Source organism: Caproiciproducens lactatisolvens (assembly GCF_052443335.1).
Taxonomy (GTDB): domain Bacteria; phylum Bacillota; class Clostridia; order Oscillospirales; family Acutalibacteraceae; genus Caproiciproducens.
In genome coordinates, this window is sequence record NZ_CP195750.1 from 2,153,046 (window position 1) to 2,179,125 (window position 26,080).

Annotated in this window: 22 protein-coding genes and 1 pseudogene; 11 read left to right on the forward strand and 12 right to left on the reverse strand. The window is 51.5% G+C overall.

Going from position 1 to position 26,080, the window contains the following annotated elements; all coding sequences use genetic code 11:
• Nucleotides 1–281: 281 nt before the first annotated feature.
• From ACRQV7_RS10595 to ACRQV7_RS10635, 9 genes and pseudogenes are all read right to left on the reverse strand, one after another.
• A complete protein-coding gene (locus ACRQV7_RS10595; protein ID WP_444658095.1) occupies nucleotides 282–3,269 on the reverse strand; it encodes a hypothetical protein in 2,988 nt (995 codons plus the stop codon).
• 129 nt (nucleotides 3,270–3,398) lie between these two features.
• Nucleotides 3,399–4,445 carry an anti-sigma-I factor RsgI family protein gene (locus ACRQV7_RS10600; protein ID WP_444658096.1) on the reverse strand — a complete coding sequence of 349 codons (1,047 nt, stop codon included), beginning with the start codon at nucleotides 4,443–4,445 and terminating at the stop codon, nucleotides 3,399–3,401.
• Nucleotides 4,429–4,929, reverse strand: coding sequence for an RNA polymerase sigma factor (locus tag ACRQV7_RS10605; protein ID WP_444658097.1), 501 nt, complete (start codon nucleotides 4,927–4,929; stop codon nucleotides 4,429–4,431). Before ACRQV7_RS10605 ends, ACRQV7_RS10600 begins: the two co-directional genes overlap by 17 nt.
• 583 nt (nucleotides 4,930–5,512) lie before the next feature.
• Entirely contained in the window at nucleotides 5,513–6,694 is a 1,182-nt protein-coding gene (locus ACRQV7_RS10610; protein WP_444658098.1) for a MalY/PatB family protein, read from the reverse strand.
• Between the two features lie 459 nt (nucleotides 6,695–7,153).
• Nucleotides 7,154–7,609 (reverse strand): annotated as a pseudogene (locus ACRQV7_RS10615) (5-methyltetrahydropteroyltriglutamate--homocysteine methyltransferase); the annotation flags it as partial.
• A gap of 330 nt (nucleotides 7,610–7,939) precedes the next feature.
• Entirely contained in the window at nucleotides 7,940–10,468 is a 2,529-nt protein-coding gene (locus ACRQV7_RS10620; protein ID WP_444658099.1) for a glycyl radical protein, read from the reverse strand.
• 397 nt (nucleotides 10,469–10,865) lie between these two features.
• Nucleotides 10,866–12,410, reverse strand: coding sequence for a hypothetical protein (locus ACRQV7_RS10625; RefSeq protein ID WP_444658100.1), 1,545 nt, complete (start codon nucleotides 12,408–12,410; stop codon nucleotides 10,866–10,868).
• 32 nt (nucleotides 12,411–12,442) lie between these two features.
• Nucleotides 12,443–13,120: a hypothetical protein gene (locus tag ACRQV7_RS10630; RefSeq protein WP_444658101.1), complete on the reverse strand. Its 678-nt coding sequence runs from the start codon at nucleotides 13,118–13,120 to the stop codon at nucleotides 12,443–12,445.
• On the reverse strand, nucleotides 13,104–14,831 hold the full coding sequence (locus tag ACRQV7_RS10635) for a [Fe-Fe] hydrogenase large subunit C-terminal domain-containing protein (RefSeq protein WP_444658102.1): 1,728 nt from the start codon (nucleotides 14,829–14,831) through the stop codon (nucleotides 13,104–13,106). Before ACRQV7_RS10635 ends, ACRQV7_RS10630 begins: the two co-directional genes overlap by 17 nt.
• Nucleotides 14,832–15,194: 363 nt before the next feature.
• On the opposite strand from ACRQV7_RS10635, the gene ACRQV7_RS10640 reads away from it, so the two are divergent.
• The 4 genes from ACRQV7_RS10640 to ACRQV7_RS10655 all read left to right on the forward strand — a co-directional run bounded on the left by ACRQV7_RS10640 (nucleotide 15,195) and on the right by ACRQV7_RS10655 (nucleotide 18,250).
• Complete coding sequence (locus tag ACRQV7_RS10640; RefSeq protein WP_444658103.1) at nucleotides 15,195–15,446, forward strand: hypothetical protein; 252 nt, start codon at nucleotides 15,195–15,197, stop codon at nucleotides 15,444–15,446.
• Nucleotides 15,447–15,490: 44 nt separating this feature from the next.
• Nucleotides 15,491–16,918, forward strand: a complete 1,428-nt coding sequence (locus ACRQV7_RS10645; RefSeq protein WP_444658104.1) for a 4Fe-4S dicluster domain-containing protein — start codon at nucleotides 15,491–15,493, stop codon at nucleotides 16,916–16,918.
• 29 nt (nucleotides 16,919–16,947) lie between these two features.
• Nucleotides 16,948–17,325 carry a hypothetical protein gene (locus ACRQV7_RS10650; RefSeq protein WP_444658105.1) on the forward strand — a complete coding sequence of 126 codons (378 nt, stop codon included), beginning with the start codon at nucleotides 16,948–16,950 and terminating at the stop codon, nucleotides 17,323–17,325.
• A 406-nt stretch (nucleotides 17,326–17,731) separates the two neighbouring features.
• The gene (locus ACRQV7_RS10655; RefSeq protein ID WP_444658106.1) at nucleotides 17,732–18,250 is read left to right on the forward strand and encodes a VanZ family protein; all 519 of its coding nucleotides are present in this window, start codon (nucleotides 17,732–17,734) and stop codon (nucleotides 18,248–18,250) included.
• A 9-nt stretch (nucleotides 18,251–18,259) separates the two neighbouring features.
• Here the strand turns inward: ACRQV7_RS10655 and ACRQV7_RS10660 are convergent, their stop codons facing one another.
• The 3 genes from ACRQV7_RS10660 to ACRQV7_RS10670 form a co-directional block, all read right to left on the reverse strand.
• The gene (locus ACRQV7_RS10660; protein ID WP_444658107.1) at nucleotides 18,260–18,532 is read right to left on the reverse strand and encodes a hypothetical protein; all 273 of its coding nucleotides are present in this window, start codon (nucleotides 18,530–18,532) and stop codon (nucleotides 18,260–18,262) included.
• 68 nt (nucleotides 18,533–18,600) lie between these two features.
• Nucleotides 18,601–18,969, reverse strand: coding sequence for a YkvA family protein (locus tag ACRQV7_RS10665; protein WP_275713831.1), 369 nt, complete (start codon nucleotides 18,967–18,969; stop codon nucleotides 18,601–18,603).
• Nucleotides 18,970–19,067: 98 nt separating this feature from the next.
• A complete protein-coding gene (locus ACRQV7_RS10670) occupies nucleotides 19,068–19,496 on the reverse strand; it encodes a phosphatase PAP2 family protein (RefSeq protein ID WP_444658108.1) in 429 nt (142 codons plus the stop codon).
• A gap of 251 nt (nucleotides 19,497–19,747) precedes the next feature.
• Between ACRQV7_RS10670 and ACRQV7_RS10675 the strand changes: the two genes are divergently transcribed.
• From ACRQV7_RS10675 to ACRQV7_RS10705, 7 genes are all read left to right on the forward strand, one after another.
• Nucleotides 19,748–20,053: a DUF3892 domain-containing protein gene (locus tag ACRQV7_RS10675; RefSeq protein ID WP_275713833.1), complete on the forward strand. Its 306-nt coding sequence runs from the start codon at nucleotides 19,748–19,750 to the stop codon at nucleotides 20,051–20,053.
• 609 nt (nucleotides 20,054–20,662) lie between these two features.
• Nucleotides 20,663–21,094, forward strand: coding sequence for a transporter substrate-binding domain-containing protein (locus tag ACRQV7_RS10680; RefSeq protein ID WP_444658109.1), 432 nt, complete (start codon nucleotides 20,663–20,665; stop codon nucleotides 21,092–21,094).
• Nucleotides 21,024–21,566, forward strand: a complete 543-nt coding sequence (locus tag ACRQV7_RS10685) for an ABC transporter substrate-binding protein (RefSeq protein WP_444658110.1) — start codon at nucleotides 21,024–21,026, stop codon at nucleotides 21,564–21,566. The genes ACRQV7_RS10680 and ACRQV7_RS10685 overlap by 71 nt, the downstream gene beginning before the upstream one ends.
• A 111-nt stretch (nucleotides 21,567–21,677) precedes the next feature.
• Nucleotides 21,678–22,394, forward strand: a complete 717-nt coding sequence (locus ACRQV7_RS10690; protein ID WP_444658111.1) for an amino acid ABC transporter permease — start codon at nucleotides 21,678–21,680, stop codon at nucleotides 22,392–22,394.
• Nucleotides 22,391–23,131 carry an amino acid ABC transporter ATP-binding protein gene (locus ACRQV7_RS10695; RefSeq protein ID WP_444658112.1) on the forward strand — a complete coding sequence of 247 codons (741 nt, stop codon included), beginning with the start codon at nucleotides 22,391–22,393 and terminating at the stop codon, nucleotides 23,129–23,131. Before ACRQV7_RS10690 ends, ACRQV7_RS10695 begins: the two co-directional genes overlap by 4 nt.
• A gap of 108 nt (nucleotides 23,132–23,239) precedes the next feature.
• On the forward strand, nucleotides 23,240–24,394 hold the full coding sequence (locus ACRQV7_RS10700; protein ID WP_444658113.1) for an amidohydrolase: 1,155 nt from the start codon (nucleotides 23,240–23,242) through the stop codon (nucleotides 24,392–24,394).
• Nucleotide 24,395: 1 nt separating this feature from the next.
• Nucleotides 24,396–26,030 carry an L-serine ammonia-lyase, iron-sulfur-dependent, subunit beta gene (locus ACRQV7_RS10705; protein ID WP_444658114.1) on the forward strand — a complete coding sequence of 545 codons (1,635 nt, stop codon included), beginning with the start codon at nucleotides 24,396–24,398 and terminating at the stop codon, nucleotides 26,028–26,030.
• Nucleotides 26,031–26,080 lie beyond the last annotated feature (50 nt).

Below are 26,080 nucleotides of genomic sequence, written 5' to 3' on the forward strand. Positions count from 1 at the left end.
AGTGAAGATTTTAAAAGCCTTCATGACTTTGTTAATGTTATTATTTTAATATAAAATATGAAAAAAGTCAATTACAGCATTTTTTGTTGATTCTGCAACAAGATTGTGTTCCTCCCCCTGCCTTCGGCGGGAGGAGGAACGTGTTTTATCTCACAAACTGAAATGGAATTGCAATAAAATGCAATATGCATCAATTTAAAGAGGCATCGGCTCATGTTTACTCTGAGCCGATGCCTCGCAATAAGACCGATTTTATTCTGATGAATACATCAGGGAAATCCTTATCCCACCGCAGCAACAAAAATTCTTGTACCGTTTACATAAATCCCGGCTGCCGAACCCGCCGCGCCGGTGGAGATGATTTTGTAGAAATAATCATTCCCGGATTTGCTGGCATAAGCAAGACTGAAGACAGGGGACCCGACGGTAACGGACGGAGCCGCTGCCGAGGTAATTCTGAAGGTATAGGCACCATGCACGGTCAAATCCATCGTCGTATCGCTCGTGAAAGAAGTCCCCTTTACGGTAGCTACAAAAATTCTCGTGCCGTTTACATAGATTCCGGCTGCCGAGCCTGCCGCTCCGGCGGAGGTAATCTTATAGAAATAATCATTGCCGGATTTGGAAACATAGGAGAGCCAGAACGAGGGAGAACCGACCGTAACGGTCGGAGCCGCCGCTGAGGTAATTCTGAAGGTGTAGGAACCGTTCACGGATACATCCATTGTGGTATCGCTTGTGAAAGCAACCCCTTTTACCGTCGCGACAAAGATTTTATTCCCGTTCAGGTAGATTCCTGTCGCGGAGCCGACGGAGCCGACTGCGGAAAGCCTGTAGAGGTATTCATTGCCGTTCTGGGAAACCGGCGCCACTGTGAATACGCCGCTTGTACCGGCTGTAACGGAAGGTGTTGCCGAAGCGGTCACTTTCATAACATAGCTGGAACCCTTCTCGACCGAGAGGGCGGCGTTCGTATCGGAAACCGCGGTCGGAGTGGCAACGGCGGTAATATCGCATCTGGCCGTCCCATAGTCGTCCATCTCATAACCGTCCTCGTCATACAGGACCGCGGTCAGAGTCGTTTTATTTTCCGACGAGAAAACCGGATCGATGCTGTTTACCGTTACGGTTGCGGAAGCGCCGGAGGAAGTAAGCTCAAAGACGTCGCTGCTGCCCCCGTCAAGCTCCCAGACCACTCTGGCTCCGGCGGGAAGGGAGGTGCCGGCCGGATAGGCCGCTGCGGTGAATGTCTCCGAATAGCCCTTGGCAATGCCGGAAGATTCCTGATTGATTGCAAGACCGGCAAAGGAAAGGGACGCAATTTTAAAAGTATCGATCGCCGTGCCCGCCGTTTTCTCGAGTGTGAATCCAAAGGTATTGAAATCATCCGCGTCGACGGCATCCGAAGCGGCCTTAAAGACGGTGGTGCCCGCCGTAAAGGTCTTGTCGGTCAGCTTCAGGGTGACATTATAGACACTGCCGGTAACATAAAGGTTTCCGGCCGCGATCCTCATGGTGCCGTCCCCTTCAACCGTATCCGCCGTGACCATCCCGTCAAACGTCAGGACGGTATCGGAATCCAGGGAAATGGTGTCAACCGTAACGGAACCGCTGACGGTTGCGCTTGTGTCTTCGTTCTGGATATAGAGCATTCCGTTTTTCGCGTTGGAAGGAGCGGGAATTTTTCCGGTGAAGGCTTCTCTGTCGCCGCCGACATAGACCGTTGTCCCGCGAAAATCGAGGTCGATGGCATTCACGTTGGTGTTGTCCCCGGACAATGTGATGGAACCGTCCGCGCCCGATTGAACGCCTGCACAGGTGATTTTGGATTCCTTAGAGGACATCAAGATATCCCGTGCGGTAATCTTACCCGTAACAACCGGGGTATCCGAATCATTCGCGCTGACGGTAACCGTACCGTCGGCATGGATGGTTCCGGTTGTTCCCGCGTTTACGGTCACATTGCTGTCCGAATCCAGGGTTTCCTCCGTAACGTCAATATTTCCAACTTTCCCGCCGCTTACAAGAACCGCGTCGCCGTCGGGTGCGACCGGTGCCCCGCTCGTTTTGATGTCGCCGACGGTGCCGTCCGTAACCTCAACGGCGCCGCTTTTGATATCGACGGAGCCGACTTTCCCGCCGCCGATCTGGAGATCTCCGACATTGCCGGAGATTTTCTTAACATTGGTGCTCTCCCCGACACTCACGCGTGTGGTGCCCTGCGGGAATACTACTTCGCTGTCTGTAACATTGCCTGTTCCGGGATTTGCGTCGCCGGTCAGCATTGTTTTTCCGTCCGTTCTCTGAATGGTAAAAACCTTGCTGCCGGGCAATAAGGTCGCCGCATCGGTTTTCTTTTCAATCTTTGTTTTCAGGGTGTAAGAGTCGTCGGAGCTACTGGATGCCTTGTAGGTGGAACCGTCTGAAACCAGCTTCTTCACCGTGATGCTTACGTTCATGGTATTGGCATCCTGTGTGTACAGGTGCGTTTCAGCAGACAAATTTCTTCCTGCGACAGCAACCGGAAACTGGGTGAATCCCGAAGTCGTATCTGCGACCGAAACATGCACGTCGCTGCCCGTCATGCTGAAGCTGAAGGCGTTTTTATCCGTGATGCCGGCGGTTGCCGTGGTTAAGTCGGCAGCCTCATAAACAGCCAGCGCGGAATCGGAGCTTGGTTTCGCTTTATAAATCCCTAAAGTTTTTGTATAATTGGCTGTCTGAGCAAAGGTTTCGAAATCAGAGAAACCGGTGCCGGGCTCTTTGGCTGCGAAGCCTGAGTCGTATTCGCCGAAGACGATCTGCCCCTTGTCATAGACATATACGGTAAGGTTGTTTCTTGCTTTCACCGTGTAATCATTTCCGTCTTCGTCGGTGTAGCTGCCCTCATAAAGAACAGAAATCACTTCTTTACCGGAAACCGAGCTGCTCTTCAGCTTGAGAGTCGCCGCATCGGTGGAACTGTCCACCTTTAACGAAACAAGGCTGTCGCCGGAAACATGGGCGATGGCACTGATCTTCTCGTCGCTGACCGCCTGATGGTCCGCGGTTTCAAAGCGGAAATCGCTGCCGCTGTCCAGCAGAAAATCCGTAAGGTCTGCGGTATTTGCCGTACCGCCGTTGACAAGATAAATTGCGTCTTGATTGGTACCGCTGATTACGCCGGTCATTGACTTTGCAGCCGCCGTGGCAGCGACGGTTGCAAAGCTGCTGATAACCAGCGCGGATGAAAGTACGAGAGAAAGAACTTTGGCTGTCAATTTTTTCATCTGCAAATCCTCCTGATCGAGTGGTGTTTTTGCGAATTCAGTGGTGAAAGTGCGGTGGTGATTTTTCGGCATCAGGCTTTATGCCGCGTCCGTATTCCATGTGTCAGCCGATTCGTCGTATGGAATTCCTTATCGTTTCTGCTGACTTGAAGGGGAGGAAGAGGAACGGCGGCTGACTTTTGAGCCGTTTGAATTGCTGGAGCGGCTTTGTGCCTGAGAGGACGTTTCCCCTTTTCGGCTGGAAGCGGTGTCTTCTTTTTCCGGGTCATCGGATGAATCGGAGACATTGTCTTTGCCGGCTTCACCTGAGGAAACCGCGGAACTCTCATCAGCCTGTTGATTGTCGTCAACGGTTGTGCCGGATGAATTCGGTGTATCTTCGCCGGCCGTTTCATCGGGGGCGCTGCTGTTATCCGTCGGAGCAGAGTTGTCCTTTGTATCGTTCCCGTCCGTATCCGCCGGATTTTTCAGTTCGTCGATCCTTTTCATGATATCCGTCACTTTGGCACTCTTGTATTCGCTGACAGTGACGGAGGGATCGAGCGCCTGCAGCTTTCGTATCAAGCTCAGCTTGCCCGGAGTAATGGCCAGCTTTTTGGCTTCATCCCGCTTTTCCAAGGGAATGTGGTCCCTGCTGATTGTTGCGGTCTTCCCTTCTGATTTTATTGCCGTTTCTGCGCCCTGTGCCGCGGCGTCTTCCAGTTCGATCGCGTCCGAGGTATCGTCGGTTTCAGAGGTCACGGAAATTACCGTTGAGCCGTCCTGTGCGACAAAGCCTTTCTGCGCGGCCGACTTAACCAAAGTATGGACAGCGCTTTCGACATCCGCGTCCATGATGTTTTGCCCGTTCAGAATCACTGTGCCTTCGCTGTTATAAGCTGTTGCGGACACAATTCTTCCGAATCCATTGACGCCCAGCTCAACGCTGGGATTAATGTCAAGGCTTAAATAGGAAGCGGGAGTTTTATAGTAGGAAACTGCGGCAACAGACATTGCACACACACAAACGACGGTACAGGCTGCTATCAGGGCTCTTTGCCTCATGGAGAGCCTGTGCCTGCTCTGTGTCGCAGCGGGTGCCGTGCTTAAACTGGCAATGAGGGATCCCTTTGTTTTTCTTTTCAGGTCTTCCCTGGCACGGATATGGTTCATAGCGGCCCTAAAAATAGTTTCCATCATCAAAACCTCTCAATTTGTTCTTTAAAATTGCTTTCGCTCTTCGCAGATGTGTGTGGATTGTATTTTGATTTTTTCCAAGAATCACTGCAATTTCAGGAACCGAATAGTCCTCGAAATAGAACAGATAAATTACATTTCTGTATTTCTGTGGAAGCGACAACACTTCACGCAACACACCTTCTTCGGATTTATCCTCTATGGGAATTTCTAAGTTGTCGATGGAACAAGTATTTTTACGGAAAAAGCTTTTGTGGAAATCCTTGCATTCATTTATGGTAACTCTGCAGAGCCATGCCTTTTCATGCGCGTCGTTTTCAAACGGTTTTTTATTTTGCAGCAGCTTTAAAAAGACATTTTGAAAGATGTCCTCCACATCCGCTTCATTCTTCAGATACATAAAGCATATTCTTCGAACCATATCGGAATATTTGTCGAGAGCTTCTGTTACAACATCGTTGGTACCGGACGATGTTTTTTCCATCTCTTTTCCTCCCTTCACCCATAGATACGATTGACGATGGCAAAAACTTTCAAAATTCGGTAAAGTTTATGTGGTTTGCATTCCAGTATATAGCACCCTAATACAACGGGACAGCCTTCAGTCCGAAACAGCCTGTCATATTTAAAAAAGAGGAAGAAATGTTCAGCAACACATCTTCCCCAATTCGTATTCTAAATCTTTGGAGCGCAATCCTGACAGACCGATTTCAATTTGCCAGTTCTGCAGTCTGAACGCGCAGCCTGCACGCTATCAGTAATCGGAGCGTTTTTCAATATTATTTTACCGTCAATTTCAACCCGGGGTCAACTCCAATATTTACCACCCTGCAAACTGTCTCTACACGTTCCTCCCCCGCCTTTGGCGGGGGAGGAACGCAAACTTGCTGCAGAATCAGCGGGAAATGCCGTAGCAATTTCAGCGGTGTTTACGCCCTGCACGATTGTAATGCGCTGATTTCAAAATCTCCGCTTCCTGAGTTAAGAGAAAGGCGGGTGGTTTTCCGATATAACAAAAGCACCTCCGAAGAGGTGCTGAATAGTGTTTTCCTTCCGACGCATGGGTGTCAGATTTCCTGCTGATTTACCGCCTGCTCCAACTGCAGCAGCGCTCTTTGCAGGGTCGCCCTCGGGCAGGCGATATTGACCCGTTCAAAGCCCTTTCCCTCCGGTCCGAAAATGGAACCTCTGTCCAGCCACAGCTTTGCCCGGTTCACAATCAGATCTTCAAGCTGCCTGTCATCCAGACCGAGCCTGCGGAAATCGAGCCACACCAGATAAGTCCCCTCCGGCTCGATCATTTCGATCTGCGGCAGTTTTTCAGACAAGAAATTTCTGGTAAACGTGAGATTTTCAGCAAGGTATTGTTTGAGCTCCTCAAGCCACGGCCTGCCGTTTTCATACGCCGCCTGGCAGGCGACAAGCCCCATTGTGTTTAGCTGGGAATAGCCGGCCCTGTTGATCTCAAGCTGAAATTTTTTTCTGATTTCCCCATTGGCGATCAAAATATTGGATACCTGCAGGCCCGCCAGGTTGAAGCTCTTGCTTGGCGCCGTGCAGGTGATGGTTCTCTTTAGGTATTCCGGTTTCAGATTTGCAAGAACAGAATGGCGGTGCCCCTCGAAAACAAAATCCGCATGGATTTCATCGGATACAATATAGACCCCGTGTTTTACACAAATATCGCCTAAGCGGATCAGCTCTTCCTTTGTCCACACGCGGCCGACCGGATTGTGGGGGTTGCAAAGAATAAAAATTTTCACCTTGTTCCGAACGATTTCCTCTTCAAAGTCCTCGAAATCGATCTGATATTTCCCGTCGCGATAAACGAGCGGGTTATTCACCAGCTTTCGGTCGTTGTCCAGAATCGACTGGGAAAACGGGTAATACACCGGGCGCTGGATTAATACAGAGTCCCCTTCTTTCGACAGGGCCCGGATGGCCATACAGATTGCGAAAACGACGCCCGGCGTTTTTACAAGCCAGTCGCTTTGAAGCTTCCAGCCGAAATATTGGGCATACCAGCTTTGCAGGGCAGTAAAATAGCCCGCTTTGCTTTCGGAGTAACCGAAAATTCCATGCCCAGCGACTTTCTGTAAAGCTTCAATAATAAAAGGAGACGTTTTAAAATCCATGTCGGCTACCCAAAGGGGCAAAACGTCCTCCGGTTTTCCGCGTTCGGCGGCGAAATCATATTTGAGGGAATTCGTACCCTTTCTCTCTATTATCTGATCAAACTGACTGTTCATTTCCATTCCTCCTGTAAGAATTCCGGTTTTTCTGATTTTTTATGCTCCTACTCATACTGTATCATTTTTTCGTGTCTTTGGCGTCCGGAAGTAATGTCCAAGGCACTCCTTCAGCGTGTATTCCTGAATATTATAGCAAAAAACAAAGGGTTTAAAAACAGTACGCTAAAACGGTCCCTCTTTCCATTATAATCGGAATAAATATCATACTAATCATATATGTTATATAATACAGGAAATTACGAAAAAAGTCAATTCTGATTGTTACGGGAATCTTCAGATGATGTTTATGGAAACTTTTATCCCTCTCCTTCATATGAATGAAACCCCTGAAAAGGGCATTGCGAAAAATCCCCCTAACGCAGAATCAGAACTACGGCAGGAGGATTTTTGATATGGAATATCCTATACAGGTGATACTCTTTTGGGAAAGCATGCCGGTCCGATACGATTATGGAATCAGCACGATCCCCAGACTTCCGCGGCGATTTCCCTGATCCATCTGATTTTGGACCACTGTTCCTCCTCAGTGAGGATATTGCCTTCTTCGGTGGAGGCAAAGCCGCATTGCGGGCTCAGGCACAGGCGATCGAGAGGCACATAGGCAGCGGCTTCGTGAATGCGGGCGATAACAGCCGCCCTGTTTTCCAGCTTGGGACATTTTAAAGTAACCAGGCCCAATGCCACCAGCTTTTCCCCCGAGACTTTGGCCAGAGGAGCAAAGTCCCCGGAACGGCCGTCGTCAAATTCCAGATAATATGCACCGACATTTTCGCCGCCGAACAGGATATCCGCTACCGGCGCGTAACCGCCGCTGGTAGCCCAGGTAGAGTGATAGTTTCCTCGGCACACGTGCGTATTAACCGTAAGATCGGCGGGTAAATCCGCGATGGCATCGTTATTCAGGCGCAGATAGAAAAAAGAAGGGCTTTCCGTTTGATGAAAAGTCCTTCTTTATCATTGCTGGTTCCTATGTTTTCTCACAGCCGGATTCCCGCTGCAGCTTTCGGCGGTCACGCCATATGAGGACTGCACTACCTTATTGATTAATTGCTGGTCCATTGCCTATCCTCCCATTACGATATAATATGATGACAAATATGAAATTTCCACAAGCAACAGATGGTATTCTGAAACGCCTCTGTTACAGAAGGAGGCAGTGTGAAAGCGCGACGGTTTTCCTGCCGCGTTTCACGGCGCACACAAACGCTTTCACATTGCCTGCTAAAGGATTGAGAAAGGATTTCAGCTGAAGGTCTGCTCCGTACGGCTGATGATATCGTCCTGGACCTCTTTTGCCAGCACCACAAAGTGTGCGCTGTATCCGGCGACACGCACCACCAGATCCCTGTAATCGTCGGGATTTTTCTGAGCGGCCAGCAGGGTCTCCCTGTCTACGACGTTGAACTGGATATGCTGGCCCTTATGGTCAAAATAGCTTCTGACAACGGAGGCGAAATTCTTTAGTCCCGTATCACCCGCAATGGCGGAGGGCAGGAATTTCATATTGTAAAGGCTTCCGTTGGAAACGAGCGTGTGGTCCAGCTTGGCAACGGAATTCGCCGCCGCCGTGGGGCCTTTGACGTCTTTGCCCGGTCTGGGGGAACAGCCGTCCGCCAGGGGCTGCTTTGCGAGTCGGCCGTCCGGCATAGCGCCGACGTCCTTTCCGAACAGGACGTTTGCTGACACCGGATAAATTCCGGGCTGGAAGAGTCCGCCGCGCGGATTCCGGTACTTTTCGACCTCTTTGCAGTAGAGCAGCGCGCACTTGCGCGCGATCATATCGATCTCGTCAATGTCGTTTCCATAACCCGGCGTGCTGTCCATCAGCTTACGGATATACTCGTAATCCCCTTCGGGGGGAGCTTGAATCTCCGCCATTACCCGGTCTCTGAGAGAGGCCAGATCAATTCCGCAGTGGCATCCCGCCAGCTTTGCAAGAGCCTGGTACATTCTTCTGTCAATTTCTTCCTCCGTCAAAGAGGAGGCCGGCCGCGCGCAGCCGTCACCATGACCGAAGTTCGCGTCCATCGCTTCCTTCAGCTGGGCAACCGTAATGTTTTTATCCTCAAAAATATTTTTCTGCATCGCATAAATGGAGTCGCCGCAGTCGGCAACGCCGAATGCCTGCGGACCGGTAAAGTTGTAGACGGCTCCGCCCTCCTGCAGCGATTTGCCTCTGGCGATACAATCGTCCACCAAAGCGGAAAGGAACGGCAAAGGACATCTTTCCGTATGCGCAACATCCACGCAGTTGTCCGACTCCGCCACATAATAGACAAAATACTCAATCTGTTTCTTAAATGCCGCGAACAGATCGTCGGTAGATTTCCATTCGGTCGGGTCTCCCGTGACGGGCCCCAACTGCTTACCGCTGACTTTTCCGTTATTGAGGGTGATTTCCAGTATTTTGGCGACATTGACGAAGGCGGCGTCATGCCAGCCGTCCGTCTTATGGGGACACTGCGGCTCCACACAGCCGATCAGGGCGTAATTGCGGGCGTCCTCCAGGGATACTCCCCTGTTTTCCAGGGCCGGGATGATGACCTCGTCATTGTACATGGCCGGCACGCCGAGCCCGAGGCGGGCAAGCTCGCACGCACGATAAAGGAATTCGTCTGGAGTCCCCTGCCATACACGGATCGAGAAGGAAGGCTGCGGCATCTTCACGGCGGCACAGGCATCCATACAGAGGTAGGACAGCTCGTTGGAAGCGTCCATCCCGCCGGGGGTCTGCCCACCGACGCAAAGGTTCTGGAACCCGCCGTAACCGGCGAACGCCTGCGCGGAAACCTCGTCGCGGATTTTGCTGACGTCATTGAACTTGACCCACAGACAGTGAATCAGCTCTTTCGCGAAGTCCTCGGTAACCGATTGATCCGCGGCGTAATACGGATACATATACTGGTCGAAGCGCCCGGGGGAAACGGAATGGCCGCTGGACTCGATCTGGATCATTGCTTGAACAAACCAGAACGACTGGCAGGCCTCGTAGAAATTGGTCGCGCCGTATTCCGGCACCCGCTCACAGTTGCGGGCGATCTGAAGAAGCTCCGTTTTCCGGACGGGGTCGGATTCGGCCGCAGCCAGCTCCTTTGCCTTAGCCGCGTACCGATGGGCGAACGTGATCGCCGCGCAATATGTAATGATCAGAGCATGGTAGAACTGTTGGGTTCTTACATAGTTCGGGTCCAGCTTATCCAGCTTTTCCATCGCGTTGACCACTTCCGCAAGGATTCCCCGGAAGCCGATCTTCAGCACCTTGCCATAGTCGGCGTTCACATGGCCCACTCCGCCGAAGAAATAGTTTCCGACGGTAAAGACGCCCGACGCCATCGCGTCCTTTGCCTCCTGCGACATATAGGAGGCGGCCAGCTCGTTGACCGTCCTGCCCTTCCAATAGGTAAAAACGTCATGAAGCTCTTTTTTGGTCTGCCCGGAGATGATGAAAGGATCGGCCAGACGGTCGGTCATGGTATCGAATTCCTTTTCCACCCATTCACAGGAAAATTCGGGATAGATTCCCGCCGAACGCGGATTCTTCGTCATGGAACCAACGATCAGCTCGTCGTCACGGATCGTCACGGGCAGCTCGTTGAAAATCTTCTCCACTGCCTTTGCACGCCTCATGATGATAGGGAGTCCCTCTGTTTCCTTATAGGACTCGGTAATCAGAATCGCGCGCTCGGATTCCACACAGGGCTTGGCATGAATAATCATGTCCTTCAGACGCTCTACTCTGGCGGTCGGTTTGGAAAATCCTTTTTCTAACACGTTATTGACCTCCCTTACAAAATGAAACACTTCTTCTACACACAAGACTACTTACCATCTATCATTATATAGAATTCTCTACGGAGCAGGGAGCGAAATCCAAACCATTAAGCAATAAATTCCAAACCAGAAAAATACGCACATAACAATTTTAGTGAAAAATCCAGACATTATTTGAACTAAACTAATGATACTTTTCCACAGCGGGTGGTCTCCGCCCGCACCGGAACATAGAAAAAGCCCGAGCCGGGACGGAACTTTCCTCCCGGGTCAGGCTTTATTGAAATAGCTACACTTGGACGGTTACCCGTTTCCGCTCAGCGGAATCGCTCTGCACACGGGATTGCCCGCGTGTGCGGAATCATGATGCGGTAGCTAATGCACCCAAAACAGGAATTCACCTCAAAAGGAGGTGGACGGATTTGCGCAGGTCGGGTGCCTGCGCAAGCTTTTTCCAGACCGCGTACCTTTTGGAATCGTCGATATAGGTTTCCCGCATTCTGCCGATAAACCGGTCAAGCTCCTCAAACATCGGCGTGTAATCCGTCGTGTCCGGCGGAAGCTCGCACCGGAAACCGAGAATTTTATTGCAGCAAAGAAAACCGCCCTCTTTTTTCGAGACCGTGATGGGAACCTTGTCGCTGTGATATTTGTCCAGCCTTTTCGCAAGGTTCTCGCTTCCGACCGTCTCAAATTCGGACGCATATCCGCAGCGGATACACGCGAACAGTTCCTCGGTCACACGGTTTCTCCGCGTCCTTTTCCCGCAGCGGGGACAGGTAAGGAAAAGGCCGTTCGAGCTTACCTCGACCGGCGGCGGCAGACCCTTGCCGGGCAGTTTGTATTTCAATTTTTGGGCAAGCAGCAGATAATCCCCAACCGAAAAACAAAGCTCCGGGCTCCGCGCGGGAACGGGCATCCGGTCGTTTTTTCCGCCGTTTGCCTCCAGCACCACCTGAGAGCGGTTCTTCGCCGCGATTTCCGCAATCGTATTGGAAAAGGCGGACGGGTCGTTCTGCTTCCGGCACGCGGAAATCCGTTTTCTTTCCCTGACGACGCCGCCTTTATCGCAGATCGTATAGCTCAATCCCCCATGAACGCCGCGCGCGACCCCCATGGTCGTGACCGTTTCCCTGGTGATCTGACGGCTGCACTCGATATTGACCATCAGATAATACTGCCGGTCTTTTTTGACCAGCCGGGAGGAATGCAGCAGGCGCGGATTTTTCAACGCTTCCTTCAGGTCGGCGTACTGCTCTTTTCCAAAAGCCAGCGGGACGACGATATATCTTCTCTGTCCGGGCAGATTGTTTATGAAAGGCATCCCGTCCCAGACATATTTCAGGCTGAGCCCGCTTGCGCAATCCCCGCCCGGAATACTGTCCGCGCGGTTCATCAGATACAGTTTCGCATAGAACCGGTCCTTAAACTCATCGTAAAGCAGGCAGTAATCGCGGTTCATTGCGTACCGGCCGAAGTAGACGGACCGCAGCTTTCCCGCCTTATCCACCAGCTTAAAGGAGCGGTATTGAAACCTTTGCGGGCCGATCTCCCCACTGTCAAACTGCGCAACGCAGTCCGACATTGCGCGGGAATAGCGCGTGGCGTCCAGGAAAGGAAGAGGGTACCCGGTTTTGGGATGATTGCGCCTGCGCGCAAGATAGGAGGCGGCGATGGCGGAAAATTCCATCAGCAGGGAATCCTTAAAAGGCTGTATGTCGAAACGGTTCAGGCTCTTGGCGGTTTCCCTGTCGATCATTTTCAGGATCCGGTGCTGCGTAACGTCCTTCTCTGATTTGGACAGCTCTGTAATTTCATTCCGATAGGTATCCATCAGGAACTGCAAAGCCCGGGAATAGCGCAGAAGGGCCGTATCCATCAGATCCCGTTTCTGTTTTCCGGGTTTATACAGCTGAAGCATCAGCGTTTTAAAAATCATCATGCCATTTCATCCTCAAAAAGCCTGCGGTCCTTTTACGGCACGCGAAGGCAGCTGATCCGGAAGGCCAGCGCCGACAGATCGCTCGCCGGTTTTCCGGAAGAAAGGGAGCTGCCTGCGGCAAGAAGCAGCCGGACGGGGTCTTCGGCCGACATCCGGGAATCGTAGGCATTCGCCATATAGGTTTCTATATTTTTCAAATTCCAGCCGTCCTTCAGCTTTCTGTTCCTTCCGGCGGTCAGCATCCCGTTGCCGACCGCGACGATCATATCCGCTTTCTTCGCCGTTATCCTCCCGCTGCGGACGGTTCCGCCCTGCACGGCCCTTTGGGTCGTCTGCAGCTCAACCGGCCTGCCCCTGCGGAGCAGGATCACGTCGGGCGTTTCAAACTGCTCCACCCGGATCGTCCCGTCGAAAAGCGCAAGGATCAGCGTAAAGGCGATATTCCCCGCCTTTCCCTTTTTCCCGCCCGACGGCTGGGACTCCACGATCATATCGGCGACCCGGTCGATGGACGCGCCGCTGCCGCGCATCGCCACCATCATCTTTGCGGCAAAGGAGGTCAGAAGGCTTGCCCTTGCCCCGCCGTTTCTTCCGTCCGCAAGAATCGCCGCAACGCCGGACTTGTCGCGTACGACTCTGATCTGATCGTCGCAAAGGCCCTCATGATACTTGGGAACGGAATCGCTGTACGTCTCAATGCTGATGTCCATTTTTATCCTCCGTCCCCGGAACGATATTTTCGGTCAGCTGCAGCAGCGCCACCTTGGTTTCACAGGTTGTTTCCCCGAGAAGGTCGGCGATTTCCTGTACTACCCGCATTTGTTTATTGACGACCTCCCTGGCAAAGGCGGCGGTTTTTTCCGTCACCTTCCGCTGTTCCTCCAGCACCTGCTCCTGCCGGGTAATATCTTTCAGAAGCACAAACATCAGCTGGTTATTGCTTACGTGAACCACCGTCTGCTCCAGAATCAGCCCAAGTTCCCTGTAATACTGCTTATGGTTCAATATATTTTTACCGGTCTGAAGGACCTCCTCAAAATCCTTGCTGGGAAGGATTTCTTCAACGGAAAGCCCGATGCAGTCCTTCCCGAACTTCAAAAGCTGTACGGCGGAGGGATTGATCTGCTCGATTTTCAGACGGTCGTTAATGACCAGAATACCGGTGGGGGTGTGTTCCACGACCGTATTGGACATGCTTTCGGCCAGCTCGCGCATATAAGGGATACACATGTTGATATTCGCTTTTCCCTGCAGCACCGCGATCGCTTTCTCGCGGCAGGTATTGTACCCGCAGCAGCCGCAGTTCAGCTCCTTCTCCGGCGAGGTTTTTCCGGTTGAAGCCAGCACGCTGCGGATTTTTTCCTCGTCGATGATTTCCTTTTTTGCCGAGCGGTTCCGGAACCTTTTCGCAAACTGGGACGCAACCCCTTCCGTAAGGGCGGGCGGAGCTTCATTCGACCGTTTTACATTATCGACCAGCACATTTTTGGCATTTAAAAAGCTGAGATTCATCAGCTTCAGAATCGGGCCCCCCAGACATCCCCCGGAGCAGGCGTTCAGCTCCAGAAAATAGCCGGAAAGATTGCCCTGCACGACGGAATCCAGAATTTCAATGCAGCGGTCCACTCCGTCGACGCTCAGGCATTCGTAGGTACTTCGCTCTTTCCGGTGAAGGTTTTTGATGATGCCCCCCGGCGCGGGATAGTAGCGGGGCAATGTGTTTTTCAGAGTGCGGCTGTTATGGTCGTCCTGCAAAAAATCCACATTTTCTTCCCGGAACCACTTTTCCAGTTCGTCGAACGTCAGAACCGAAAATAACAGATTCCCGTTATCGGGGTCCACACATTCGTACTTTTTGGAAATGCACGGCCCGATAAAAACGATTTTGGCCCGGATGCCGTAAATCTGTTTGATCATGCGCGCATGCGCAATCAAAGGGGTCACCACCGGGGCAAGCTGATGAATCAGCGACGGATAATTCTTTTCGATCAGCAGGTTTACCGACGGGCACGAGGTGGTGATAATATTCTGCATTTTGTGTTCGCGGATCAGCTTTTCATATTCCCGGGTAACCTGTTCGGCGCCGATCGCCGTTTCCTCCACATGGGCAAACCCCAGTTTCTTCAGCGCGGCGGATATTTTCGCGATGCCGGTTTCGGGAAAGGCGGCAATATAGGAAGGCGCCAGGGACACATACAGCTTTTCCCCCGCACGGATCGCCTGTTTCACCCTGGAAAGGTCGCTGTTGATATATTTCGCGTTCTGCGGACAGACCAACAGGCAGTTTCCGCAATAAATACATTCGTCGCCGATAATGTGAATCTGCTCGTTCCGGTAGGCAATGGATTTTACCGGGCAGTTGCGAATGCACTTATAACAGTTCTTACAGTTTGATTGATTTAAACCGATAATTTCTTCCATCAAGCATGCTCCAAATAAATAAGAAAATCCAATTTATAATTGATGTTTTTTATCCTACCATAAAACATTGAAAAAGACAACGTCAGTGTCGCCCAATTTTATCCTTCGTATTATAAATATGGTTTTTTATTTTGAGGTATTTCCCCATTGGAAAAAGGATGCGGTATCCCTGAAAAACCTACGGCTGATCGGACTTTTTCGCCCATGGACAAATTGCCCCGGTCGGGGCTTCCGCTTTCAGGAACACCCCCCGGCGCCGCATTTTGTTGACGGTTTTTTCCTGCCGTGCTACCTTTACAGTATTACAGTGTGAATTATTTATCAATTCTGAAAAATGGTTTCAAAAGATAGGTGGGGTTTTATATGGTGATCGAAGTATACATTGGAAAATCGCTGCGCCTGAAGGCTCTGGAAATCTTAAAAGGATTTCGCAGGCTGATTGAAGAAAATCATCTGGAAAACAGGGTCTCGCTCAGCGCTTCGCTTTGTGTCGGCGATTTCGGCCAGTCCGGGATTCCGGTCAGGTTCGGAGAGAAATTTACCGATTATGTCTCAGCGGAAAATCTGGAAAATGTGTTTGGGGAATATGTTCTTCAGACGGTCGGCTCCTGCTGACCGGCTCCTGTTTTCCGAACGATCCGGGTCTGACTTGTGAGAGGGTGTGTAATTTGTTGATTTTTGATTCCAACGTACAGGAACTGAAATACAGGGTACTGAAAGAGGTGGTCCGGCTTTCGTCAAGGAACGAGCTGCCCGCAAAGCTGTATGATATTCCGCGCACGATCGTTCCGGGGCCCAAAGCGACGATGCGGTGCTGCATTTACCGGGAAAGGGCCATTGTGGAGGAACGCGTAAAGATGGCGATGGGAGGCAGCCCGGACAACAAAAATGTTGTAGAGGTCATCGATATTGCCTGTGAAGAATGCCCAAACAAGCGCTTTCTGGTGACGGAAACCTGCCGGGGCTGTATTGCCCACCGCTGCCAATCCGCGTGTCCGGCGAAAGCGATCACGTTCGTAAACCATAAGGCGGTCATCGACCCCGAAAAATGCAAGGCGTGCGGCCAGTGCATGAGGGCCTGCCCCTACCACGCGATTACGGAGCAGGAACGGCCGTGCATCAACGCGTGCAAAGCAAAGGCGATTTTACTGGATGAGCAGAACAAGGCGGATATCGATCCGGACAAATGCATCCGCTGCGGCGCATGTGTCCGTCAGTGCCCGTTTGGCGCTATTGTGGATAAATCGTATGTTCTGGACGTTCTGCAGATGATACGGGAATCGAATAACGGGAAAAACTTCCGGGTATACGCCGCGGTCGCTCCGGCAATCGCGAGCCAGTTCTCCTACGCGAAGGTCGGGCAGGTGGCGGTCGGCCTGTATAAAATGGGGTTTAACCGGGTCGTCGAGGCGGCCCTCGGCGCGGACATCGTGGCGCATAAGGAAGCGGAGGAGCTTGTTGAAAAGGAGTTTCTGACGACCTCCTGCTGTCCGGCCTTTGTCCAATATATCAAAACGAATTTTCCGGAGCTAAAAAACAATATTTCGAGCAATGCTTCTCCGATGGTCGAGACGGCCAGGCTGATCAAGATGGTCGATAAAACGGCGAAGGTCGTGTTCATCGGCCCCTGCATCGCAAAGAAAATGGAATTTCAGAAGGAAGAGCTGAAAGGCGCAGTCGACAGCGTGATCACCTTTGAAGAGCTGCAGGCAATCTTCGGCGGCCTGGATATCCGTCTGGAAGAGCTGGAAGAAAGGAAGCTGAGCGACGCTTCTTACTTCGGCAGGATTTTTGCAAGGAACGGCGGCGTGACGGAAGCGGTTTCCAACGCGCTGGAGGAAAAGCATATCGATTTCCAGGTCGACCCGGCGATCTGCGACGGGCTGGAGGAATGCCGCGCCGCACTGGTCAAAGCCTCCAAAGGGAAACTGCCTGAAAACTTCATAGAGGGAATGGCCTGCGTCGGCGGATGTGCCGGCGGAGCCGCCTGTATCAGCCTGAACCACGCGGTAAAAAATAAAATGAGCATCGACAATTACGCGAAGCAGGCACACCGGGAAATCAGTGAATTTGTGCCTGTCAGGTAAGCTTATCGATGATATAGAGGAGGATTTCTATGTTGGACTGTAAATTATGCAATTATTATCACGCGGTTTCCGGCCGGGATTTCAATGGGCTGAACCTCGGCATCTGTGATTTTACCGATCTTCTGTTCATTGAAGACGCCGAAAACATGACAGCAGCCGAATATCCGTGCCGCGAAATGAGCTACAACGATTACCTTCGTAAAAAATCGACGAACAGCATCGACCCCGCCGCGGCCGCGGAATTGGCCGACCCCGAAATGTTCCGGGAACTGAAACAATGCGGGGTATCCATGATAAAATTTCCGGAAGGAATCATATCCAAATGCTTTCAAAAACAGTTGGATACGGAAAACAGTGGAGCTCTGTACGAAACGCACGCTGATCTGGTGAAAGCCGGAAAAAGATAAAAATCTGTTTTCCGGTCTGAAACGGTTGATGTCGTCCATTGATTTTGAAATTATTCTGAAAACCCAATAGACTGATAAAAAGGCTGGAATCCTGTTCAATGCGGGATTCCGGCCTTTTCGCTGATTTCAAATGATTCTTCCTGTCGCTTCCGATTTACAGCAATTTCATTTCAGTTTATGAGAGAGTGTCGAAAAACTTGTCAGGAGTCGAGAAATCGTGCAAGACAAGGCGGCAAGTGCATCCAACAGCAGTAAGCAACTTTATCGACAACCTTGTTGCAGAATAAACCGGAAATGCTGTAAGCTAAATTTCGTATTGACATAATTGTATTACTGTATTAGTATTGTTAATACAGTTGAAAACAATCAAAGGATCATCCTATTATAAAGGTTTAAGGAGGTCTCTATGGAAAAGATAGAAACCAGGCAGCAAATTCTGACAGGAAGCTTATTGGCTGTTTATCTGCTCGTAATGACCTGGATCATATTATTCAAGATGCAGTCCCCTTTCGGGCCATTTTATCCCTTCCGCAGTATCAACCTGATCCCTTTTTACCAGTCGGTAGTCGTGAACGACAGGATTGAATGGTCGGAAATCTACGAAAATGTTCTGATTTTCGTCCCGTTCGGGCTTTATATCAGTATGCTGAAAAGCAGCTGGTCTTTCCTGAAGAAAGTCATTCCGATCTTCAGTGTAAGCTTCTTTTATGAGGCAATGCAGTTTATTTTGGCAGTCGGGGCGTCCGATATCACCGACCTGATCGGCAATACGTTCGGGGGAATCCTTGGGATCGCGGTCTATGCCGCTGTCCGCAGACTGCTGAAAACACAGCGGAAAGCCAACGCGGTTTTAAATACGATTGCGTCGGTCGGAACACTGCTGGCCGTCGCCCTGCTGGCATTTCTGACCGTATCAAATCTTTAGACTGCCCATTTAATTCTTTCTGAAATACGAACTCAACGCAATCGCATTGAGTAGGATTGTAACCATGAGAAGGATCGCGGAAACCAATGCCACCGAGGAAGAAGTGTCCATCAGCGCCGACCAGTCCTCTATTTTTACCAGATGATCCGTATAGAAAATTTGCAGGCACAGCGAGACGGCACAGGCGCTGACGCTTGCCGCGCACAAGACAATCCGGCTCCCGCTGCCCGCCTTATTGCGCCGCAGATTGACCATGGGAAGAATCCATGCAATTAACCCCAATATCAGACTTCCTAAATTCAGCAGACCCGGCATAAATATTCTCCTCTCAATGAGAATTTAACAGTAGTTTAGAAAAAAACGGCCTTCACGATCAGCCAGAGAATGATCAGCCAAATTCCCGCAATGGGTATGGCATAATACCATTTCTTCGGTTTTCCGCTCTGCCACATACCTTCCGCTTCTTTTCGGTATTGCTCAAAGATTGTATCGGGAATCAATTTTATCGTAAGGGAAATCAATGCCGGCAGCAGAATAACATCGTCCAAGTAACCGAGAACCGGTATGAAATCAGGGATCAGATCAATCGGTGACAACGCATATACCACTGTTATACAGGCAAAAATCCTGGCTGCAACCGGCGTATCGCTGCTTTTCAAACTTAAAAATACTGCGGGAATATCCGTTTTTAACTCCTTTGCTTTTTCCTTCAGATTCATTGTATTGCTCCCCACAAATTTCTTTATCTTCATGTCTTATCCATTCGGCAGCGTTCAAGAGCCTATTCTTATGCTGGTATAAATCATGCAGCAGAGTATTACAAAAGCCAGAACCCGATGATACCGGTCAGGAGGCTAAACACCATACCGGCAATCACGTCTTCGGGAAAATGGATGCCGGCAAGGGGCCGGATAACGGCGATCAGCAGTGCAATCACCGACATTGCAATCCCGATGGGAAGCCAGATATACCAACAGGCAACCGCTATAATGGTTACGGAAGCTACATGCCGGCTCGGAAAAGACTGCCCTTTCTTTTCGCGGGGGATCAGCGGCTCTATCCCCAGTTTTTCATACGGCCGCGGCCGATTCCAGAGCTTTCGCATCACGGTCACGGCGCCGAAAGCGAAAGCCGGTATCAGCAGCACCTTAAAAAAGCGCTCATCCCTCCGGACGGCCAACACCGCCAGCAGGGCGGGATACACGCAGTAAACAATTCGCGGCAGCCAGAGGTTCAATCGCTTCATACTGCTTAGCAATACCGGGTGAAGGAAAAACCATTGTCTGATTTTGTCATATCCTTCCTTATTCAATAAAAATATCCTTTCTGCGATCATGGCTCAATTTATTTCACAAACCAGAATGATAAACGGAACGCGGATTTTATGTGTTTTGCATTCACTTTTAAGGGTTGATGCCCTGATGAAAGAATTCCTTCGAATCGATAATTTTTGAATTGCTGAGCAAACTAATCAAAAACAGCAAAGGAGGAACTCAAGTGGAACAAAATCAGGAGCAGAATACGCTTGCCCGGAACACGCTGGACAATATCCCATCGCCCGCGCCCAACGCCCGCAGCATCACCGGGCTGGTAAAAGAAAGCGGCAGAGTGACCGGTTACCAGCTTTCAGACAACACGGTCCTGGATAAAGCGCAGGCCGTTCAATTGGCCAGACAGGGCGGAATAGCCGGCGTGGGGATCGCCCACCGGGGCGACACCGAATATCTCAAGTCGATTCCCGACGGCAGCGACGGCAACAATCTGAGCAATTTACCTTCCATTTCCCGTTCTGAACAGTCATAAGCAGGCGGCATGGCGATTGTTCCGGGCTGCCCGCAACCGATTTTTTCATGTTTTCCGATAGCATGACAATCATCCATTTTTATCAATCCTATTATACTTCCGGGAATATTACAATTCAATAAAAAGAACGCAAATGCTTGAAAGGCAGGTGCGTTCTTTTGTTATTTGGGAGTAAAATTCTGAAAATGTAAGATTTCTTCGGACTTCTGTATTTTCTTTTCATGCATTTTGTGTCACCGAAAGGTACAAAAAATACTCTTTATGGAAATATGGATACCGGAAAGCAGCAGAAAAGAGCTTTAAATTGGTATTTAACTGTTTCAGTGATAAAAAGTCTCTTGACAAAAAGGAGAAAATCTTTTATCCTTATTGCAACCTTATTTCATATAATAACTATATGATAAGTATGCTTTATCATATAAAAGCATACGGCAAGCTTATGAAACAGGGATAAGATTTTTGGAAAGGAAGTTACTTATGAACTGCTTGAAGGGAAAAATGATTCGCTGCATCCATCGCCATACGCGAATGTGTAAAGGGTGCAGCCGCTGTTATATCTGAAAATAGATTCCATGTTTTTATACTTAAAAAATGAAAGAGGTTTTACATATGAAAAAGGGCGCAAAATCAATTTCTCTCTTCCTGGCTACTCTTCTGCTTCTGCTGACCGCCGCCTGCGCAAATACCGCGGCACCCTCTGCGGCCGGTTCGGCGGCGGATACTTCCGCATCTTCCGCCGCCGCGTCATCGGCTTCTTCCGATTCCGGTACCAAGGTGGAAACCGTGATCGTTGGGACAGAAGGGGCCTACCCTCCGTTCAACTATGTGGATGCGGACGGTACCGTTGACGGATACGACATGGCGGTTGTCCGCGCGCTGGACGAACTGATCCCCGAAGTGGAATTCAAATTTCAGCCTACGGCGTGGGATTCTATTTTTGTCGCGCTGGAATCCGGGAAATTCGATATGATTGCAAGTCAAATTGCCAAAAACCCATCCAGAGAAGAAAAATATCAATTTTCGGAGCTCCCCTATTCTTAGTTCCGCGAGCTCTATTATCTATAAAGGCGGCCGCACGGACATTCATTCCCTGAAAGACCTTCATGGAAAAACGGTAGCGGCGGGCGTCGGTTCCAACAACACGACCTGGCTGGAGGACTACAACAAGAAAAACAATAACGCGATCAAGCTGAAATATTACGACGGGGATGTTACCCTGATGCTTCAGGACATTATTTCCGGCCGTGTGGACGCCACCATCAACAGCGAGGTAACCACAAAGCTGATTGCCGAAAAGCAGGGGCTTGACTTGGGTTACGCATTGGCGCCGGAACTGGGAGTAAAACCGGAATTCTTCCTTTTCTCCAAAAACGAAAAGGGAACCGAATATAAAAAATTGATCGATAAGGCGCTGAAAACCCTGACCGACAACGGCGGGCTTGTTGAAATCTCCCAAAAGTATCTGGGCGAGGACTATTCAACGGAAAAAGCCATTACCGACCGGAAATCTTAATTTCAGATACAGGCGGCAGAAGGAATACGGCGTAAACGGTCCGCGTTTCTTCTGCCGGTCTTTTCAATCAAAAGGAAATTGGCAAAGATCTGCAAGGAGACTTGACTGTCTATGAATAAATTATTTGACCCCGGATTTATGATTTCCACCGTGCCTGAAATTGTGTCCTATCTGCCGGTTACCCTCGGGCTTGCAGTGGTTTCCTCCCTGATCGGACTGATGATCGCGCTGGGGATCGCCCTGATCCGCTATTTTCATATCCGCGTTCTGGAGCCGATCAGCAAAATCTATGTATCTTTTATCCGCGGAACCCCCACGCTGGTCCAGCTCTTCCTCGTGTATTACGGAACACCGATCCTTCTTCGGGCGATGAACGAGCAGTTCCAGTGGAATCTGAATGTCGACGGGATCCCGACCCTGATTTTCGGCGTCGTGGCGTTTTCCTTTAATTCCGGCGCGTATATGTCCGAAACCATCCGGAGCGCCATGCTCTCGGTCGATTCCGGACAGCTGGAAGCATGCTACAGCGTCAACATGACCACGCGGCAGGCGATGGTCCGCATCATCATCCCGCAGGCGTTCAAGGTCGCACTTCCCCCGCTGGGGAATTCTTTTATCTCCATGGTAAAGGAAACGTCGCTGGCGTTCAGCATTTCCATTGTGGATATCATGGCGGAGGCCAAGCTGATCGGCGCCCGCTCCTTCCGGTTCTTTGAAATTTACGTTGTGGTATCGCTGATTTACTGGGCGTGCTGCTTTGTAATTGAGCGGATTCTGTGGATAATCGAACGGTATGTAAGACGATATGAAAGAGATGTGGCCCGATGATACAGATTGAAAATCTTAAAAAAGCCTACGGTACCAACCAGGTGCTTCGCGGGGTCAGCCTCCGGATTGAAAAAGGGGAAATCGTGACGGTAATCGGCCCCAGCGGCGCGGGAAAAACGACGCTGCTGAGGATGCTCAACTGGCTGGAACTGCCGGACGAAGGCACCATCCGGATCGCGGACGCCGTTATTGACGCGAAAAACCCGACCAAAAAAGGGATTTACCGCCTTCGCGCACAAAGCTCCATGGTGTTTCAGCACTACAACCTTTTCCACAATAAAACGGTTCTGGAAAATGTTACGGAAAGCCTGATCTATGTGAAAAAGCTTCCGAAAAAGGAAGCGGACGAAATCGGGATGGAGCTTTTGCGCAAGGTCGGCCTGCAGGAAAAACACGACCAATATCCTTCCCGGCTTTCCGGGGGGCAGCAGCAGCGGGTGGGGATTGCGCGCGCGCTCGCCGTGGGCCCCAAGGTGATGCTGTTCGACGAACCGACCAGTGCGCTGGACCCGGAATGGGTCGGCGAGGTTTTGGCGGTCATGAACCAGATCGCGTCGGAAGGGATGACGATGGTGGTGGTTTCGCACGAAATGCGTTTCGCGCGGAGCGTATCCAACCGCGTTCTGTTTTTCGATGAAGGCGTGATTCAGGAGGATGGCACTCCCGAACAGATCTTCCGCAACCCGCAAAACGAACGGACAAAGCAGTTTTTGTCACAGGCCTGCCTTGACGGCTGAAAAGACGGAAACCGGACAGCGATATGACAGAATGATTTTAAAAGCCTGTAGGAAAATCTCCTATCGGCTTTTTATATAGAAAAGCAAAGATTCGGGAAAGGAAGAAATATGGACGAAAAGACATTACAGAATACGCTGGAAGAGCATTTTTCATGGCTCCACCGCCACCCCGAAACGGCGCTCAGGGAATTTGAAACCACGGCGTATATCAAACGGATTCTGACGGAAAACGGCGTGAAGATTTTGGACAGCGGACTGCAAACCGGCCTCGTCGCCGTCCTTCGGGGAAAAAAAGAGAAGCCCGCAGTGGCGCTGCGCTGCGACATCGACGCTCTTCCGATCGAAGAGGCGGCGGATGTTCCGTACCGGTCTGAAAACCCGGGAAAAATGCACGCCTGCGGGCATGATTTCCATACAACGGCGATGCTGGGGGCCGCCCTGCTCCTGAAACAGAAGGAGGCGGATCTGGAGGGTACCGTAAAGCTTCTGTTCCAGCCCGCGGAGGAAGCGGAGCACGGAGCGAAGCATGTCCTGAAAACGGGAGCTCTGGACGACGTGGAGGAAATCTACGGACTGCATGTGGCGGCGGGCCTGCCGGCCGGTACGGTTGCGGTGACGGCCGGGGCCGACCATGCGGCGGTCGACCGGTTTGTTGTGGATGTAACGGGTCTGGGCGGCCACGCGGCTCACCCGGAGCTGGTCATTGATCCGATCCTCGCGGCTTCCCAGCTGACCGGCGCTTTTCAGACTATCGTGAGCCGCAGTCTTTCCGCGTTCGACCGCGCCGTCATCAGCGTAACCAGAGTGGAAGCAGGCAGCACGTGGAATGTGATCCCGTCCTCCGCCCAGCTGGAAGGAACCGTCCGGACGCTGGACAAAGCCATCCGGCAAAAGATCGTCCGCCGGATGAAGGAAATCTGCGAGGGAATCGCGACGGTATCCGGCGCGTCCGTCCGGTTTCACTGGTACCCCGGCTGTCCCGCCACAAACAACGACGCAGAGCTGGCGGCTTTTGTAAAAGACACCGCACAGGCTCTGGGACTGCGCACACAGGAGGCGGTCCCCTCCATGGGAGGCGAGGATTTTTCCTGCTATCAGGAAAAAATCAGAGGGGCGTTCTGGATGATCGGGGTGGGCGATACCGCCCCGCTGCACAATCCTTCGTTCAAAGCGGACCGGAGCGGGCTGACGGGCGCGGCAAAGCTGCTTTCCGCCCTTGGGAAAAGGGCGCTTACAAGAATCAACAGCGGAGAGGACAGGTAACATGGGAAAGATTTTTTATCCTGATTTTTTTAACGACGTATTCGGGCCGATTATGCAGCCCGGTTCCAGCGGAAGCTTCGCGGGCACCAGCCGGGTGGGACGGATCGCCCGTCATACGCTGCTCAGTGAACCGAAACGGGTGCGCATCCTGTTCAATCCCGGCGACCACCATATGCTGAATCTGGGAAATATGATGGACGACCGGGGCTATTTGGGCGGCCTGCAGGATTTTGCCACGGACGACGTGCGTCTGTTTTCCGCACACGAGCTTGCCCGGGAAAAAAAGATATCGTATGAATTCGGGGAGCTGGAAGCGGATAACGCATATCCCGGAAGCGTTCACTTCGAGCTGACGGGAACCGGCGGGGACACCGCTTCCCTCACCGCAAAATCAGTCGGCGGCGGCATGGTGGCGACCTATGAAATTTCCGGCTTCCCCATTCATTGGCGGGCGGATACCTTCGGCGTGCTGCTGCAAAACGCCGGGCAGGACATTCCGGAGGAACAGCTGCGCGGCTTTGAGCAAAGCGCGGGGGAAGCTTTTCTTACTTCGGAACGCGTCGCCCGTAAGGACGGCGCGAGCGCCGTATTCCTTGAGCTCTCCGAAAACCCGGAGCCCGGCGAGCTGCTGCGGTATTTCGGCCCCGGCACACAGGTCAGGGTATTCCCCGCCCTTCTTCCGGTCGTCACCACCGCGAAAAGAAAGCCGCAGCTTTTTAAAACAGTGGAGGAATGGCGCCGGGTGGCGGAACAGCGGGGAATTTCCTTTGTTCAGGCCGCCATTGAATACGAAAAGGATTTTTCCGGATGGACGGATGAAACCATCTGGCAGTATTTTGAAAATATCGCGGATATTTTAAATCACCAGATCCATGCTCTGGAGACCATCGGCTACGACAATGCAAAGGACACTCCGATGCTGCCTATTTACGGCAGGCAGTGGAATACATACATGCAGAACCATCAGACGCTGTCGGACCCGATTACACGCCATATTCTGGTACACGCCTTTTCGACCAACGCAAAGCTGCCGGGCGTACGGATTGTACCCGGCCCCATGGGAACCGGAGGAGGATACCTGTTTTCCGCTTTGGACGCCGTGCGGGAGGCAAGAGGTTTTTCCCACCGGAAGATGATCGAGGGACTGGTCGTGGCGGCGGGGCTGGGCGCTTTGGCCTATACGCACACCAACGCGACCGGCGAGGTCGGCTGTGTCGGAGAGTCCGGGGTCTGCTGCGCAATGGCGTCCGGCGCGGTCACCTGGATGGCGGGGGGCGACGGAAAACAGGTCGAGCATGCCGCCTCCATGGCGCTGCAGGCCAACCTTGGAATCCCCTGCGACCCCATTCCCGGCGGCCTTGAATTTCCCTGCATCACGCGGACGATTCGCGCAGCGGTGACCGCGCCCCTTTACGCGGATCTGGCGCTCAGCGGAATCGACCCTCTCGTTCCCTATCATGAAGTGCTGGGAGCGATTGAAAAGAATTTCCGCAGCAGCAGGCCGGGGGAGCTTTGCGGCCCTCTCTGCGGAATCAACTGCACGCCCACGGCGGGCCGCTGCAAGGCTTTTCTTCAGAACGAGGTCATGGGAGACAAAATCAAATTTGAAGCGGAAGAGACCGAAGCCGGCCGATAAAGCCAAAAAATCCCACCGGCTTTTTCGGGGACTTCCCATGCGGGCAAAAC

Bases quoted from the DNA above. Each gene is read 5' to 3' on its own strand.
- ACRQV7_RS10595 (WP_444658095.1), bottom strand. From the start codon at position 3,269: ATGAAAAAATTGACAGCCAAAGTTCTTTCTCTCGTACTTTCATCCGCG.
- ACRQV7_RS10640 (WP_444658103.1), top strand. From the start codon at position 15,195: ATGGTGATCGAAGTATACATTGGAAAATCGCTGCGCCTGAAGGCTCTG.
- ACRQV7_RS10630 (WP_444658101.1), bottom strand. From the start codon at position 13,120: ATGGACATCAGCATTGAGACGTACAGCGATTCCGTTCCCAAGTATCAT.
- ACRQV7_RS10690 (WP_444658111.1), top strand. From the start codon at position 21,678: ATGAATAAATTATTTGACCCCGGATTTATGATTTCCACCGTGCCTGAA.
- ACRQV7_RS10680 (WP_444658109.1), top strand. From the start codon at position 20,663: ATGAAAAAGGGCGCAAAATCAATTTCTCTCTTCCTGGCTACTCTTCTG.
- ACRQV7_RS10635 (WP_444658102.1), bottom strand. From the start codon at position 14,831: ATGGAAGAAATTATCGGTTTAAATCAATCAAACTGTAAGAACTGTTAT.
- ACRQV7_RS10625 (WP_444658100.1), bottom strand. From the start codon at position 12,410: ATGATGATTTTTAAAACGCTGATGCTTCAGCTGTATAAACCCGGAAAA.
- ACRQV7_RS10605 (WP_444658097.1), bottom strand. From the start codon at position 4,929: ATGGAAAAAACATCGTCCGGTACCAACGATGTTGTAACAGAAGCTCTC.
- ACRQV7_RS10600 (WP_444658096.1), bottom strand. From the start codon at position 4,445: ATGGAAACTATTTTTAGGGCCGCTATGAACCATATCCGTGCCAGGGAA.
- ACRQV7_RS10610 (WP_444658098.1), bottom strand. From the start codon at position 6,694: ATGAACAGTCAGTTTGATCAGATAATAGAGAGAAAGGGTACGAATTCC.
- ACRQV7_RS10665 (WP_275713831.1), bottom strand. From the start codon at position 18,969: ATGAATCTGAAGGAAAAAGCAAAGGAGTTAAAAACGGATATTCCCGCA.
- ACRQV7_RS10670 (WP_444658108.1), bottom strand. From the start codon at position 19,496: ATGAAGCGATTGAACCTCTGGCTGCCGCGAATTGTTTACTGCGTGTAT.
- ACRQV7_RS10705 (WP_444658114.1), top strand. From the start codon at position 24,396: ATGGGAAAGATTTTTTATCCTGATTTTTTTAACGACGTATTCGGGCCG.
- ACRQV7_RS10700 (WP_444658113.1), top strand. From the start codon at position 23,240: ATGGACGAAAAGACATTACAGAATACGCTGGAAGAGCATTTTTCATGG.
- ACRQV7_RS10695 (WP_444658112.1), top strand. From the start codon at position 22,391: ATGATACAGATTGAAAATCTTAAAAAAGCCTACGGTACCAACCAGGTG.
- ACRQV7_RS10650 (WP_444658105.1), top strand. From the start codon at position 16,948: ATGTTGGACTGTAAATTATGCAATTATTATCACGCGGTTTCCGGCCGG.
- ACRQV7_RS10655 (WP_444658106.1), top strand. From the start codon at position 17,732: ATGGAAAAGATAGAAACCAGGCAGCAAATTCTGACAGGAAGCTTATTG.